We start from the raw sequence: 14,633 nt of genomic DNA, 5'->3' as shown, positions 1-14,633 counted from the left end.
TCAGGCCTTTGATTTTTAACGAGAATCTTGATTTATATTTTTGAATCAGGGGTTTACAGATCAAAAAGCCCTCCGTATAGTTCGCTCCATCAACAGCGCAAGCGTTGATAATGCCCAGGTGGTGAAATTGGTAGACACGCCAGCTTCAGGTGCTGGTGATCGCAAGGTCGTGGAAGTTCGAGTCTTCTCCTGGGCACCAAATTCAGATCAAACCCGCGAAAGCGGGTTTTTTCGTTTCCGAGGTTTGAAAACCTGCCCGCTGATTTCCCCCCTCGCCCGCACTTGAGAAGTTTTATCGTTTATCCTTGTAAGGATTTGTTGCACTCAAGTGAGGAAAACCCCGGATGATGATCCGCGATACCCGTCTCAAGACATCCCTTCTGCGTGGCCTGACCATCACTCTGCTCGGCCTGACCCTGCTCTCGCCCGCCGCCTATCCTGCCGACAACGTCGCCCTGACCCTGTACAACGGCCAACACAAGGAGGTCGGCGATGAACTTGCCAAGGCCTTCGAAGCCAAGACCGGCATCCACGTCAATGTGCGCAAAGGCAGCAGCAACCAGCTGGCCAGCCAGGTCGTCGAAGAAGGCGACCGCTCCCCTGCCGACGTGATCTATACCGAAGAATCGCCGCCGCTGAATAAACTCGGCGAGCAAGGCCTGCTCGCGACCATTGACGCCAGCACCCTCGATGTTTTGCCCAAGGAATATGTAGCCGCCAACGGCGCCTGGATGGGCGTGACCGCACGCACCCGCGTCGTGGCGTTCAACCCGAAACTGATCGCCGAAAAAGACCTGCCCAAGTCGGTACTGGATTTCGCCGGTCCTGAATGGCAAGGCAAGGTCGGTTTCGTACCGACCAGCGGCGCGTTCCAGGAACAGGCCGTAGCGATCATCAAGCTGCACGGTCGCGAAGCGGCTGAAGAATGGCTGACCGGCCTGCGGGCGTTCGGCAAGGTCTACAGCAACAACATGGTTGCGCTCAAAGCCGTGGAAAATGGCGAAGTAGCCACCGTACTGGTGAACAACTACTACTGGTTCGCCCTGAAGAAAGAAAAAACCAATCTGGATTCCCAACTGCACTACTTCACCAACGGTGATGCGGGCGGCCTGATCACCGTGTCTGCCGCAGCTGCACTGAAATCCAGCAAGCACCCAAAAGAAGCCCAGCAACTGTTGGCTTTCATGGCCAGCGAAGAAGGCCAACGGGTCATCACCAACACCTCTGCCGAATACCCGCTGCGCAAGGGCATGGAATCCAACCGTGGCCTCAAGCCTTTCAGCGAGCTGCAACCGCCGAAAGTCACCCCTGCCGACCTGGGCAACGCCGAAGAAGCCCTGGAAATGGAACGTGACGTTGGCTTGAACTGATGAACCCATCGCTCCCCACCCCCGCTTTGCGCGGGGGTTTTACGCCAAGACGCAAGCGCCCTTCGATCGGGTTGCTGCTGCCGGTCCTGCTGCTGGTGGGGCTGAGCCTGTTGCCGCTGGTGTATGTCGGCCTCAAGGCCTGGCAAGCGGGCTGGGCCGAGGCCGTGCACTTGCTGTGGCGGCCCTATGTGTTCGGGTTGCTGCGCAACACCTTGGCGTTGATGGTCGGCGTGACCGTGGCCTGCGGCGTGATCGGCCTGTCGCTGGCCTGGCTGCTGGAACGCAGCAACCTGCCGGGCCGGCGTATCTGGGGAGTGATTCTGTGCCTACCGTTTGCGGTGCCGGCGTTTGTCAGCAGCTTTACCTGGGTTTCGTTAAGCGCCAACTTTGAAGGGTTGGGCGGAGCGATCCTGGTGATGACCCTTTCTAAATACCCACTGGTGTTTCTGCCGGTGGCGGCAACTCTGCGCAATCTTGATCCATCCCTGGAAGAATCGGCCCGCACCCTTGGCCTGAATCGCTGGAGTGTGTTCTTTCGCATCACCTTGCCTTTACTGTGGCCATCACTGCTGGCCGGGGCACTGTTGATTGCCCTGCATATGCTGGTGGAGTTCGGCGCACTGTCGATCATCGGCTTGCAGACATTTACCACCGCGATCTATCAGCAATTCGAGCTGGAGTTCAGCAATGCCAATGCGGCGATGCTGTCGGCCGTTCTGCTGGTGATGTGCCTGACGCTGCTTTGGCTGGAACTGCGGGTGCGCGGCAAAGGCCGGCATGTGCGCACCGGGCAGGGCGCGGCACGACACGCCGAACAGGTTCGACTCGGTAAATGGGCGCCTCTGGGGCAGCTGTATTGCCTGCTCCTGGCGATTATTGGGAGCGGCATTCCACTGGGCATGCTCGGTTATTGGCTGGCCGTGGGCAGCTCAGCGGCGTTTCCGGTCGCCGAGATCAGCGAGGCACTGCTTTCCTCATTGGCACTCTCCCTAGGTGGCGCCGCGCTGTGCCTGTTGTTTGCAGTACCGGTGGGCCTGCTGGTGGTGCGCTACAAGGGCCAGCTCGCCCTGTGGGCCGAACGCCTGCCGTACTTGCTGCACGCCCTGCCCGGCCTGGTGATTGCGCTGACGCTGGTGTATTTCGCACTGCATTACGTGCCGGCGCTGTATCAGACGTCGGCGTTGTTGCTGATTGCTTATGCATTGCTGTTTTTGCCGCTGGCCCAGGCGCCGATCCGCACGGCGCTGAACAAGGCGGCACCGCAGCTGGAAGAGGCGGCGAGAACCCTGGGCGCGTCGTCGTTCAGTGCGTTTTGCCGGGTGACGTTGCCGATTATTTTCCCGGCACTGGGTGCGGCGTTTGCGCTGGTATTCCTGGATGCGATGAAGGAATTGACGGCGACGTTACTGCTTAGTCCTACCGGGCTGAACACCTTGGCGACTGCCGTGTGGGCGCACACCTCGAATGTGGAATTCGCGGCAGCGGCGCCCTATGCAGCATTGTTGATTTTGGTGTCGGGGCTGCCGGTGTATTTGCTTACGACGCGGATGTATCTGAGCCGCTGAAGCCGCCATCGCAGGCAAGCCAGCTCCCACACTTGACCGTATTCCAAAACCTGAATTCGATCGAGTGTGGGAGCTGGCTTGCCTGCGATGAGGCCGAAACAGGCGACATCAAGCCCGGAACTGCCCCAGGCTCGCCTTCAACTGCGCCGCCAGCCCATCCAACACCTTGCCACTGGCGGTAGTCTCCACCACGGCCTGAGCGGCCCGCTCTGCCTGGGCATGGATGATTTCCACCCGCCCACGCACCGCATGCGCGCCTTGCGCCTGATGCTCAGCCGCACGGGTCGCCAGGCCAATCGCCGCATGCACCTGCTCTACCGAGGCCTGCACCGACTGTTGCAGGCGCACGCTGTCGCGCAACACCAGCAAACCTTCGCTGGCCTGGCGCCCGGCCTTGCCGATGGTCTCCACCGCCTCACGGGCGCCTTGCTGCAACGCCACGATGTGGGCCTGGATATCACCGGTAGAACTCTGGGTTTTACTGGCCAGGGCACGTACCTCGTCCGCCACCACCGCAAAACCGCGACCGGTCTCACCAGCCCGGGCCGCTTCGATCGCCGCATTGAGCGCCAGCAGGTTGGTTTGCTCGGCAATCCCGTGGATCACCGTCAAGACCACCTCGATCTGCTCGCTCTGCTGAGCCAGCCGTTCGATCACCCTGGACCCAGCCTGCACCTGCCCCGCCAACGCCTCGATCAGGCTGCCGACTTCGGCAGAAGTACGTGAGTTCTCATCAGTCGCCTGGCGAATATCCACCACCTGCTGCAACGCCGCCTGCATCGCATGGCTTTCCGCCTGGGCCTCATCCGCCATTTGCGACAGCGCCCGCAGGCTCTCCGCAACTTCATCACGCTGCAAGCCGGCGGCCGCGTCGGCACCGGCATTGCGCAAGGTCATCGCACCGATTTCCACGCCGGTACGCTGGGCCACATCGCCCGCCTCACGCACGATCGGCTGCAACTTATCCACAAAGCGATTGACCGCCGAGGCCATGTCGCCGATTTCGTCCTGGCTGTTGATCTGCACGCGCTTGGTCAGGTCGCCCTCTCCCGCGGCCAGATCGTCCATCGCTGCAATCAACAACTTCAGGCGATTGACCACGCGACGCCCGAGCACCACGGCAATCAGCAGCAGCACGCCAAAGCCGACCACCGCCAGGCCCATGCCGATGCGCCAGCGCAACGTGCCCGCCGCTTCTTGCACGGTATGGGTGGTATTGGCGGTCATCTGGGTGGCAGTGGCTTGCGCCGACTGCAAGCGCGCGCCCATGGCCGAAGCGCTGTCAGCTGCGGCCCCCTTGAGGCTGTCGCCCACCAGTTGATCACTGCTGGCAATCAGCGCGGCAAAACGCTTATCCAGTGCGGCCAGGTCGACGTCCACCGAAGCAGTTGAAACCCCCATGATGACCTTGCCGATCTCCACGCCGTTGGGGCTGATGGACGCCTCAAGGTAGTAAACCGACGGATCGTTTTTCGCCGCATCCAGCACCTTGTCCAAAGCACGCTCGCCCTGCCCTTTCTCCAGCAGCGCCGCATTAATCGGGTTTTCCCGGTTCAGGTAGCGGGTGAGATGCTGGCCAGTGGCGTCGTCGTAGACCACGAACAACACATTGGGATTGCGCTGGGCACGCCGGGCGAATTCCGACAGGGTCGGCACGTCGCTGTCCCACATGGCGCGGGGCGCCACGGAAGCCAGCAGCTGCGCCATATCATTGGCGGAGTCCTTCAGGTCTTTTTCCAGGGTCGCACGCAGCTGCTTCTGCTCGTCCTGCAGACGCGTGGAAAGCCCTGCCGTCAGACGCTGGCGGGTGCTGGAGGACAGGCTATCCAGACTGGAGGTGACTTCCTTGCCAGCCTGGGCCAGTTCGCCGGAGAGTTTCTGACTGTCGACACCCAGGCGATTGCCTAAATCAGCTTCCAGCGCGGTGACCGTGCTCCGAGTCAGCGCGACCGCCACCAGCACTTGCACCAAAAGAGCGATACCTAGGGTAACGAACACCGGCCGCAACAGTCGGCTTTGTAACAATGAGAGAACGGCAGACATCGTGAATCCCTCCACCTGGGGTGCCATTAAATTGATAGCACCACGAAAGAGAGAAACACAGCAAGGGTCGTGCCGTATAGCAAACAGAAACGACAAAGGGCCCCCGAAGGGACCCTTTGTGTTTTACATCAACAGCTTATTAAGCGAACGGGTGACGCAGAACGATGGTCTCGTTGCGGTCCGGGCCCGTCGAAATAATGTCGATTGGCGCACCGATCAACTCTTCAACACGCTTGATGTAAGCGCGGGCGTTGGCCGGCAGCTCTTCCAGGGTCTTGGCGCCCACGGTCGACTCGGTCCAGCCCGGCACTTCTTCGTACACAGGCTGCAGGCCCACGTAGCTGTCAGCGTCGGTTGGGGCAACGTCCTTGCCTTGCGCATCTTTGTAGCCGATGCAGATGTTGATGGTTTCCAGGCCGTCGAGTACGTCCAGCTTGGTCAGGCAGATGCCCGAGATGCTGTTCACATCGATAGCGCGACGCAGGATAACGGCGTCAAACCAGCCACAACGACGGGCACGACCGGTAGTGGCGCCGAACTCGTGACCTTGTTTGGCCAGGTGCGCACCGACGTCGTCGAACAGCTCAGTCGGGAAGGGCCCCGAACCTACGCGCGTGGTGTAGGCCTTGGTGATGCCGAGGATGTAGTCCAGGAACATCGGGCCGACGCCCGAACCCGTCGCAACGCCGCCAGCGGTGGTGTTGGAACTGGTGACGTACGGGTAAGTGCCGTGGTCGATGTCCAGCAACGAACCCTGGGCGCCTTCGAACATGATGTCTTTGCCAGCGCGACGCAGGTCGTGCAGCTCGGCAGTCACGTCCAGCATCAGCGGCTTGAGCAGCTCAGCGTATTCCTTGCACTCGGCCAGGGTCTTTTCAAATTCGATGGCCGGCTCTTTGTAGTAACCCACCAGCATGAAGTTGTGGTAATCCACCAGTTCACGCAGCTTGTCTTCAAAGCGCGGCATGTTGAGCAGGTCGCCCACACGCAGGCCACGACGTGCAACCTTGTCTTCGTAGGCCGGGCCGATGCCACGACCGGTCGTACCGATCTTCAGCTCGCCACGGGCCTTTTCACGGGCCTGGTCCAGCGCAACGTGGAAGGACAGGATCAGCGGGCAGGAGGGGCTGATACGCAGGCGCTCACGCACAGGTACGCCTTTCTCTTCCAGCTTGGTGATCTCGCGCAGCAGGGCGTCAGGTGCAACCACCACGCCGTTGCCGATCAGGCACTGTACGCCTTCGCGCAACACACCCGACGGGATCAGGTGCAAGACGGTTTTTTCGCCATCGATGACCAGGGTGTGGCCAGCGTTGTGGCCACCTTGGTAGCGCACTACGGCGGCAGCATGTTCGGTCAGCAGATCAACGATCTTGCCTTTGCCCTCATCACCCCATTGGGTGCCCAGGACTACGACATTCTTACCCATAACACTTGTCCTCATTCGCGCAAACTTGGTGCCGGCAGTGGCCGGCAGGAAAACTCAAGAAGCCAGTGGCGATACTTGCCAAAGCCCGTTCTGCAGAATCAATTGCCGGTCGCAGTCCGCTTCACGGGCGGCGGCCAATGGCTGCCCAGGCAAGGCCTGGACCACACGTTGACCCTCACTGCGCAACTGGCAAACCTGCTGCCAGAGTGCTGCGTCCGTACTGTCGGGCATCCAGATACCGCCAGACGGCAGCTCGACCTCAGCACGCCCCAGGGTCACCAGGGTTTTCAAATCGGTGGAAAAACCGGTCGCCGGACGGGCACGACCGAAGTCGGCGCCGATATCGTCATAACGACCGCCCTGGGCGATGGCCTGGCCAACACCCGGGACAAACACCGCGAACACCACACCGGTGTGGTAGTGGTAGCCGCGCAACTCACCCAAATCAAAATACAGCGGCAACTGCGGGAAGCGCGCCGACAACTGCTCGGCAATCGCCAGCACGTCGTCCAGGGCTGACAAAACGTCAGCCGGCGCATTCGCCAGGCGATCACGGGCGGCGGTCAATACTTCACGGCCGCCACACAGGTCTACCAGCGCACGCAGCATGCCGGCCAGGTCGGCAGGCACGCCCGCCGTCAGGGCGATCACTTCATCGATGGCCTTGCGTTGCAGGGCATCGAACAACTGTTGTTCCACTTCACCCGACAAGCCGGCCGCACGGGCCAGGCCGCGGTAGATGCCGACATGCCCGAGGTCCATGTGCACATCCGGCACATCGGCCAGTTGCAGCATGGCCAGCATCAGGCTGATGACTTCCACGTCGCTGCTCGGGCTGGCATCGCCATACAACTCGGCGCCCAGCTGGATCGGGCTACGGGAAGACGACAAGGCACGCGGTTGAGCATGCAGCACGCTGCCGGCGTAGCACAGGCGGCTTGGCCCTTCGCGACGCAGGGTGTGCGCATCAATGCGCGCCACTTGCGGCGTGATGTCGGCACGAAAGCCCATTTGCCGGCCCGATTGCGGGTCGATGACCTTGAAGGTGCGCAGATCCAGGTCCTGGCCCGCGCCGGTCAGCAGGGATTCCAGGTACTCGATATGGGGGGTCACGACAAACTCGTAACCCCAGCTCTGGAACAGATCCAACACCTGGCGGCGCGCGATTTCAATGCGCGCAGCTTCTGGTGGCAGTACTTCTTCGATGCCATCTGGCAGCAGCCAGCGGTCTACCGTTGCCATTACGCCATTCCCCTATGATCCGGGCGGCCAGCCCTCGGGCGAGCCTTGAGTGAAGCAGAAAATACCCGGCCCCTGCATAAACCACGCGCAAGAGCGACGTGACGAACGACCAACAATCGGCCTCGTCGGGCACTTTCCTCGAAAAACCTGTGGCGTCTGCGGCGCAAAACCACAATCAAACATGCAGACGCAAAAAAGCCGGGAATTTCCCGGCTGCCGCATCATACACCCGTTTTCTGAAAGGATCACCCCGCCCGGCATTTTAGCCGCCCGACGGAGTGATTATCAGACTACATGGGGGTTACTTGGACTTTTCCAGGTAGCGGAAGAAATCGCTACTTGGGTCCAGCACCATGACGTCGGTTTTGTTCGCAAAGCTTTCACGGTAGGCACGCAGGCTACGGTAGAACGCGTAGAACTCCTGGTCCTGGCCGTACGCCTTGGCGTAGATCGAAGCGGCCTGAGCATCACCATCACCACGGGCCTCTTCAGACTCGCGATAGGCTTCAGCCAACAGTACGCGACGCTGACGGTCGGCATCCGCACGGATCCCTTCTGCCAGTTCGTTACCCTTGGCGCGGTGCTCACGAGCCTCGCGCTCACGCTCGGTGCTCATACGCTCGAACACGCTGCGGTTCACTTCCTTCGGAAGGTCGATGGCCTTGACCCGAACATCGATCACTTCGATGCCCAGCTCTTTTTCCGCCATCGCGTTCAACGAACGCGTGATGTCCGCCATCAGCGCGTCACGTTCACCGGATACCACCTCGTGCAGGGTGCGCTTACCAAACTGGTCACGCAGGCCCGATTCCAGACGGCGCGACAAACGCTCGTCAGCAATCTGCTTGAGGCCGGAAGTCGCGGTGTAGAAGCGCTCGGCATCCTTGACGCGCCACTTGGCGTAGGCGTCAACCATCACAGCTTTCTTTTCCAGGGTCAGGAAGCGTTGTGTCGGTGCATCCAGGGTCATCAGGCGGCCGTCGAACTTGCGCACCTGGTTGACGTAGGGGACTTTCACATGCAGGCCCGGCTGGACATCCGCCTGGACCACGCGACCGAATTGCAGCAACACCGCGCGCTCGGTCTGAGACACGATATAGAAGCAGTTCCAGGCAGCGATGACCACGACGACGCCCACAATCAGGGCGGTCAGCGATTTATTGCTCATCAACGACTCTCCCTGGTACGTGTTTGCTGTTGCAGCAAGTCAGCGGCCGCACGGGCACTGGCTTCATTGGCAGCAGCATTGGAACCGGTGGACGGTGCGCTGGTGCTGCTACGACCACCTTCGATCATCTTGTCCAGCGGCAGGTACAGCAGATTGTTCTGCCCGCCCTTGCTGCCGGTCACGAGAACCTTGCTGGTGTTGCTGAAGACTTCCTGCATGGTGTCCAGGTACAGACGCTCACGGGTGACTTCCGGTGCCTTGCGGTACTCGGCCACCAGCTTGGTGAAGCGATCCGCCTCACCCTTGGCGCGGGAAACCACTTCGTCACGGTAACCGTTGGCATCTTCAAGGATGCGCTGGGCCTGACCACGGGCTTCCGGCACGACGCCGTTGGCGTAGGTTTCAGCCTGGTTGCGCGAACGCTGCTCGTCTTCACGGGCGCGGATCACGTCATCGAAGGCTTCCTGCACTTCACGCGGTGCCGCTGCGCTCTGTACGTTGACCTGGGTCACGGTGATACCGGTGCGATAGGTGTCGAGGAACCGTTGCAGGCGCTCCTTGATTTCGCTGGCCATCAATTCACGACCTTCGGTCAGCACCTGGTCCATTGCGGTGGAACCCACCACGTGGCGCAGGGCGCTTTCGGTCGCATGTTGCAGGCTGATTTCCGGCTGATCGACGTTCAGCACGAAGTCCTGCAGGTTGCTGATCTTGTACTGCACGGTCAGCGGCACTTCGACGATGTTCTCGTCTTCGGTCAGCATCTGGCCCTGCTTGGTGTAGGCACGCTCACGCGTGACGTTTTCCATGTACTTTTTATCGATCGGCGGGAAGTAGATGTTCAGGCCCGGGCCAACGGTCTCGTAGTACTTGCCGAAGCGCAGCACCACGGCTTGCTCCTGCTCGTCCACCACATAGACCGCGCTGTACAGCCAAACAGCCGCCAGCACGACGAGGCCGATGCCGAGCAGGCCGTAACCACCGCCCTTGCTCGTACGACCGCCTTCGTCACCACCACGTTTTTTCCCACCACCGAACAACCCATTCAGGCTTTCCTGCAGCTTTCGGAAGGCCTCGTCGAGATCTGGTGGCCCCTTGCGGTCGCCATTATTGCGGCGTTTACCACCCCAAGGATCCTGATTATTCGAGTTGCCACCCGGCTCATTCCAAGCCATAGCGCTCTCCATCTGATAAAGCAAAGACGCACCCACGGCGCGCCGACCAATGCTACAGAATGCCTGTCACAGCGGCACAACCGCTTTCTCAGGCTTTTATTGCAAAGTGTGTTGTTCGATGAACTCCGTCGGCACAACGCCTTCACGGCTGACCAGCCGATTCAGCTCCGAGCGCGGCAATCGAACGGCCAGCAAGCTGACGCCTTCTTCGTCGTGTTCTTCTTTCTGTACCGCGCCCAGCTCGAAAAACTGTGCACGCAGTCGAGCAAAACGCTGAGGCAAGCGCAAGGTGCCGACAAACAAATCGCTGCCCAACAACTCGGCAATGGCCTGTTCAAGCAATTCCAGGCCACTGCCATCACGCGCCGACAGCCAGACCCGCTGGGGCTTGCCGTTCTCGTCGCGCTGGATTTGTGGCTCAACGCCTTCAAGCAAATCGAGTTTGTTATAGACCTCGAGGATCGGCAAGTCCTGGGCACCAATCTCGCCCAGCACCACCATGACCTGTTCAATCTGCAACATGCGATCCGGTTCGGCCGCATCGATCACGTGCAACAGCAGGTCGGAATTGCTCGACTCTTCGAGCGTAGACCGAAATGCCTCGACCAGCTTGTGGGGCAGGTGACGAATGAAACCCACGGTATCGGCCAGGACAATCGGCCCCAGGTCGTCCAGTTCCAGACGGCGCAAGGTCGGGTCGAGGGTCGCAAACAGTTGGTCGGCCGCGTACACGTCCGATTTCGTCACGTTGTTGAAGAGCGTGGATTTGCCGGCGTTGGTATAGCCCACCAGGGAAACGGTAGGGATATCCGCACGCATGCGGCCACGGCGCGATTGTTCGCGCTGGCTGCGCACCTTTTCCAGGCGGCCCTTGATCTGTCGCAGGCGCACCCGCAGCAGGCGCCGGTCGGTTTCCAGCTGGGTTTCACCCGGGCCACGCATGCCGATACCGCCACCCTGACGCTCAAGGTGAGTCCAGCCACGAACCAGCCGGGTGCTCATGTGGTCAAGCTGGGCCAGTTCTACCTGGAGCTTGCCTTCATGGGTGCGGGCGCGTTGGGCAAAAATATCGAGAATCAGACCCGTGCGGTCGATCACGCGACACTCGAAGACACGTTCGAGGTTACGTTCCTGACTGGGCGTGAGGATGTGATTGAAAATCACCAGATCGGCCTTCTCGGCATGAACCAGGTCGCGCAATTCCTCGACCTTGCCGCTGCCAATCAGGAATTTGGCGGTTGGCCGATGACGCGGCACGTTAAAAAACGCGACGGTCTCGGCGCCGGCCGAATTTGCCAACTCCTGAAACTCCTGCGGATCTTCGCGCGCCTCAGGGTCCTGTCCATCCAAGTGAACGAGGATTACTCGCTCACCACCACCGTGGCGCTCAAAGAACAAAGGAGACTCCTATCAGGCGTTACCCGGTGCAGGCTCGGCGTCACCCTGTTCTTCGGTTGCGCTAGGCAGACGAATTGGACGAACCGGCACTACGGTCGAGATAGCGTGCTTGTAAACCATTTGGCTTACGGTGTTTTTCAGCAGGATGACGAACTGGTCGAACGACTCGATCGTACCTTGCAGCTTGATACCGTTGACCAGATAGATGGAAACCCCAACTTTCTCTTTACGTAAAGTATTCAAGTAAGGGTCTTGTAGCGAATGCCCTTTTGACATGTGCCGCACTCCTTTAAGGATCAATAATAAAAAATCGGAAAATAGATAGCTTATGGCCGTCACACCCCCAAGGATAGACGGCAATTGCAAGGACTCAGCTCAATATGGAGACCGTTCCCAAGTATTTCAAGGCGCGTGACAGATTGTCGCAATCCAGACTGTCCAGCCAGTGCAAATCAGTCCAGCTGCGCAGCCATGTGAACTGGCGCTTCGCCAATTGGCGCGTGGCAATGATGCCGCGCTCCTGCATTTCGGCTGACGTCAGCTTGCCATCCAGATGATCCCAGACTTGGCGGTAGCCTACAGCACGTATCGAAGGCAGCCCGGGATGCAGGTCACCTCTTGAACGCAGTGCTACGACCTCGTCCACAAACCCCTGTTCCAACATAATTGTGAATCTTTGTGCAATTCGTTCATGCAGCACCTGGCGATCCGCCGGAGCGATGGCCAGATTCGCCACAGTATAGGGCAATTGTGACTGTCCCGAAGCGCCTGCTTCAGTACTTTGCGCAGTTTGTTTCAGCCTGTGTTCAGTCATGGTCTGGCCGCTGACCCGCCAGACTTCCAGGGCCCGTGTCAGGCGCTGGGGGTCATTGGGGTGAATCCGCGCGGCGGAAACTGGATCCACAACCGCCAGTTGGTCGTGCAAGGCTTGCCAGCCAAGGCGTGCAGCCTCTTCTTCAAGTTCGGCGCGCACTTGCGGGTCGGCGGGCGGCATGTCGGCCAGGCCTTCCTGCAACGCCTTGTAGTAGAGCATCGTGCCGCCCACCAGCAGCGGAATCTTGCCCCGCGCGGTGATATCGGCCATGGCCGCCAGGGCATCGGTGCGAAAATCCGCCGCCGAATAGCTCTCGCTGGGATCGATAATGTCGATCAACCGGTGCGGATACTGGGCCAACAGCTCTTTTGAAGGTTTGGCGGTGCCGATGTCCATGTCCCGGTAAACCAGTGCAGAGTCGACACTGATCAGCTCGCACGGCAATACCTTGGTCAGCTCGATGGCCAGGTCGGTCTTGCCGGCGGCCGTCGGGCCCATCAGGAAAATGGCGGGGGGCAAGGCACTCATCAACGGCCGCGCAAGAACAGTTTGTCCAGGTCGTCCAGGCCCATTTGGGTCCAGGTCGGTCGGCCATGGTTGCACTGGCCGCTGCGTTCGGTGTTTTCCATGTCCCGCAGCAGGCCATTCATTTCCGGCAGGGCCAGGCGGCGGTTGGCGCGGATGGCGCCGTGGCAGGCCATGGTGCCGAGCAGTTCGTTGATGTGCGCCTGGATGCGGTCGCTGGTGCCATATTCCATCAGGTCCGCCAGCACATCGGCCACCAGCCGGTTGGCCTCGGCCTGCTTGAGCAAGGCCGGAATCTGCCGGATAGCCAGGGTTTCCGGGCCCAGGCGCTGCAGCTCAAAGCCCAGCTTCTGGAACACGCTGAGGTGCTCTTCGGCGCAATCGGCCTCGCGCTGGCTGACCGCCAGGGACTCCGGCACCAGCAGCGGCTGGCCGCTCAAGCCTTCGCTGGCCATGGCGATTTTCAGGCGCTCGTACATGATCCGCTCGTGAGCGGCGTGCATGTCCACCAGCACCAGGCCATGGGCATTTTCAGCAAGGATGTAGATGCCCTTGAGCTGGGCCAATGCGTAACCCAACGGCGGCACATCGCCCTGGCCTTCCGGCAAGGCCGCAGCACCCGACTCGGCACCGGGCAGCGGCGCAAAAAACTCGCGATAGGCTGCCTGCGCCTCGGCCACCGGCACCGCCGATTGCGGGCGCGGTGTGTATTGGTACTGATAACCGGCGCCAGCTCCTGAGCCAGGTGCGGTATAGCTCGGCTGGGCTTGCGGCGATTGCAGCAGGTTGGCTGCCAGGCTCATTTCGCCCTGAGGCCCGAACTCACCGGCTTCCGGCCCCGTAGGCCGGACAATCGCCGTGACAATCGGCGCCGACAGTTGATCATCCGGGCGCACATCGCCCAGGGCGCGGTGCAGGGTGCCGTAGAGGAAGTCGTGAACCATGCGCCCATCACGGAAGCGCACTTCGTGCTTGGTCGGGTGCACGTTGACGTCGACCACCGATGGGTCCACTTCAAAAAACAGCACAAATGTCGGGTGCCGCCCGTTGAACAGCACGTCGCGATACGCCTGGCGCACCGCGTGGGCCACCAGCTTGTCGCGCACCGCCCGGCCATTCACAAAGAAATACTGCAAGTCAGCCTGGCTGCGGGAAAAGGTCGGCAACCCTACCCAACCCCACAGGCGCAAGCCATTGCGCTCAATCTCGATCGGCAGCGCCTGTTCCAGGAACCCGCCGCCGCAGATGGCCGAGACACGCCGTGCACGGGCCGCATCATCATGGGCCTCGTGCAGGCTGAGGATGTTCTTGCCGTTGTGACGCAGATGAAAAGCCACATCAAAGCGGGCCAGCGCCAGACGCTTGATGACTTCCTGCAGGTGATCGAATTCGGTTTTTTCGGCCTTGAGGAATTTACGCCGGGCCGGGGTGTTGAAGAACAGGTCGCGCACTTCCACCGAAGTGCCTACCGGGTGCGCAGCCGGCTGGACCCGGGGCGCCATGTCGCGGCCTTCGGTTTCCACCTGCCAGGCCTGGTCGGCGTCGCGGGTGCGAGACGTCAGGGTCAGACGGGCCACGGAGCTGATGGACGCCAGGGCCTCACCGCGAAACCCGAGGCTCATCACCCGCTCCAGGTCTTCCAGGTCGCGAATCTTGCTGGTGGCGTGACGGGCCAAGGCCAGCGGCAGGTCGTCGGAGGAGATCCCGCTGCCGTCGTCGCGTACCCGCAGCAGCTTGACGCCGCCCTGTTCCACGTCGACATCGATGCGCTTGGCGCCGGAGTCGATGCTGTTTTCCAGCAACTCCTTGATCACCGAAGCCGGCCGCTCGACCACCTCGCCCGCCGCAATCTGGTTCGCCAGGCGCGGGCTTAGCAGTTCAATGCGCGAGGTGTTGCTCAAGAC

11 protein-coding genes and 1 tRNA gene are annotated in these 14,633 nt (G+C 60.8%); 3 read left to right on the top strand and 9 right to left on the bottom strand.

The genetic code is table 11. From position 1 onward, the window contains the following. The first annotated feature begins 112 nt into the window (after positions 1-112). From JFV30_RS31675 to JFV30_RS31665, 3 genes are all read left to right on the top strand, one after another. Positions 113-199: transfer RNA gene (locus JFV30_RS31675), tRNA-Leu, on the top strand. A 145-nt stretch (positions 200-344) separates the two neighbouring features. Further along, positions 345-1,370, top strand: a complete 1,026-nt coding sequence (locus tag JFV30_RS31670; protein WP_201126019.1) for an extracellular solute-binding protein — start codon at positions 345-347, stop codon at positions 1,368-1,370. Further along, the gene (locus JFV30_RS31665; RefSeq protein ID WP_201126018.1) at positions 1,370-2,935 is read left to right on the top strand and encodes an ABC transporter permease; all 1,566 of its coding nucleotides are present in this window, start codon (positions 1,370-1,372) and stop codon (positions 2,933-2,935) included. The genes JFV30_RS31670 and JFV30_RS31665 overlap by 1 nt, the downstream gene beginning before the upstream one ends. A 108-nt stretch (positions 2,936-3,043) precedes the next feature. Here the strand turns inward: JFV30_RS31665 and JFV30_RS31660 are convergent, their stop codons facing one another. The 9 genes from JFV30_RS31660 to mutL all read right to left on the bottom strand — a co-directional run bounded on the left by JFV30_RS31660 (position 3,044) and on the right by mutL (position 14,630). Continuing rightward, positions 3,044-4,978 carry a methyl-accepting chemotaxis protein gene (locus JFV30_RS31660; RefSeq protein ID WP_201126017.1) on the bottom strand — a complete coding sequence of 645 codons (1,935 nt, stop codon included), beginning with the start codon at positions 4,976-4,978 and terminating at the stop codon, positions 3,044-3,046. Positions 4,979-5,117: 139 nt separating this feature from the next. Beyond that, positions 5,118-6,407, bottom strand: a complete 1,290-nt coding sequence (locus tag JFV30_RS31655) for an adenylosuccinate synthase (protein ID WP_078469554.1) — start codon at positions 6,405-6,407, stop codon at positions 5,118-5,120. Between the two features lie 54 nt (positions 6,408-6,461). Beyond that, entirely contained in the window at positions 6,462-7,649 is a 1,188-nt protein-coding gene (locus tag JFV30_RS31650; RefSeq protein WP_201126016.1) for an ATP phosphoribosyltransferase regulatory subunit, read from the bottom strand. Positions 7,650-7,950: 301 nt separating this feature from the next. Beyond that, on the bottom strand, positions 7,951-8,817 hold the full coding sequence (gene hflC / locus JFV30_RS31645; protein WP_003217510.1) for a protease modulator HflC: 867 nt from the start codon (positions 8,815-8,817) through the stop codon (positions 7,951-7,953). After that, on the bottom strand, positions 8,817-9,992 hold the full coding sequence (gene hflK, locus JFV30_RS31640; RefSeq protein WP_201126015.1) for an FtsH protease activity modulator HflK: 1,176 nt from the start codon (positions 9,990-9,992) through the stop codon (positions 8,817-8,819). The genes hflC and hflK overlap by 1 nt, the downstream gene beginning before the upstream one ends. Positions 9,993-10,088: 96 nt before the next feature. Next, on the bottom strand, positions 10,089-11,390 hold the full coding sequence (gene hflX, locus JFV30_RS31635) for a ribosome rescue GTPase HflX (protein WP_003217514.1): 1,302 nt from the start codon (positions 11,388-11,390) through the stop codon (positions 10,089-10,091). Positions 11,391-11,402: 12 nt separating this feature from the next. Then, a complete protein-coding gene (gene hfq, locus JFV30_RS31630) occupies positions 11,403-11,666 on the bottom strand; it encodes an RNA chaperone Hfq (protein WP_003217515.1) in 264 nt (87 codons plus the stop codon). Between the two features lie 94 nt (positions 11,667-11,760). Beyond that, positions 11,761-12,732: a tRNA (adenosine(37)-N6)-dimethylallyltransferase MiaA gene (gene miaA, locus JFV30_RS31625; protein ID WP_010173796.1), complete on the bottom strand. Its 972-nt coding sequence runs from the start codon at positions 12,730-12,732 to the stop codon at positions 11,761-11,763. Further along, complete coding sequence (gene mutL / locus JFV30_RS31620) at positions 12,732-14,630, bottom strand: DNA mismatch repair endonuclease MutL (protein WP_201126265.1); 1,899 nt, start codon at positions 14,628-14,630, stop codon at positions 12,732-12,734. The genes miaA and mutL overlap by 1 nt, the downstream gene beginning before the upstream one ends. Positions 14,631-14,633 lie beyond the last annotated feature (3 nt).

It is taken from the genome of Pseudomonas sp. TH32 (genome assembly GCF_016650855.1).
Taxonomy (GTDB): Bacteria; Pseudomonadota; Gammaproteobacteria; order Pseudomonadales; family Pseudomonadaceae; genus Aquipseudomonas.
The sequence above is the reverse complement of the archived record's forward strand: the minus strand, read 5'-3'. Positions and strand labels throughout refer to the sequence as shown.

Bases quoted from the DNA above. Each gene is read 5' to 3' on its own strand.
- JFV30_RS31670 (WP_201126019.1), top strand. From the start codon at position 345: ATGATGATCCGCGATACCCGTCTCAAGACATCCCTTCTGCGTGGCCTG.
- JFV30_RS31665 (WP_201126018.1), top strand. From the start codon at position 1,370: ATGAACCCATCGCTCCCCACCCCCGCTTTGCGCGGGGGTTTTACGCCA.
- JFV30_RS31660 (WP_201126017.1), bottom strand. From the start codon at position 4,978: ATGTCTGCCGTTCTCTCATTGTTACAAAGCCGACTGTTGCGGCCGGTG.
- JFV30_RS31655 (WP_078469554.1), bottom strand. From the start codon at position 6,407: ATGGGTAAGAATGTCGTAGTCCTGGGCACCCAATGGGGTGATGAGGGC.
- JFV30_RS31650 (WP_201126016.1), bottom strand. From the start codon at position 7,649: ATGGCAACGGTAGACCGCTGGCTGCTGCCAGATGGCATCGAAGAAGTA.
- hflC (WP_003217510.1), bottom strand. From the start codon at position 8,817: ATGAGCAATAAATCGCTGACCGCCCTGATTGTGGGCGTCGTCGTGGTC.
- hflK (WP_201126015.1), bottom strand. From the start codon at position 9,992: ATGGCTTGGAATGAGCCGGGTGGCAACTCGAATAATCAGGATCCTTGG.
- hfq (WP_003217515.1), bottom strand. From the start codon at position 11,666: ATGTCAAAAGGGCATTCGCTACAAGACCCTTACTTGAATACTTTACGT.
- miaA (WP_010173796.1), bottom strand. From the start codon at position 12,732: ATGAGTGCCTTGCCCCCCGCCATTTTCCTGATGGGCCCGACGGCCGCC.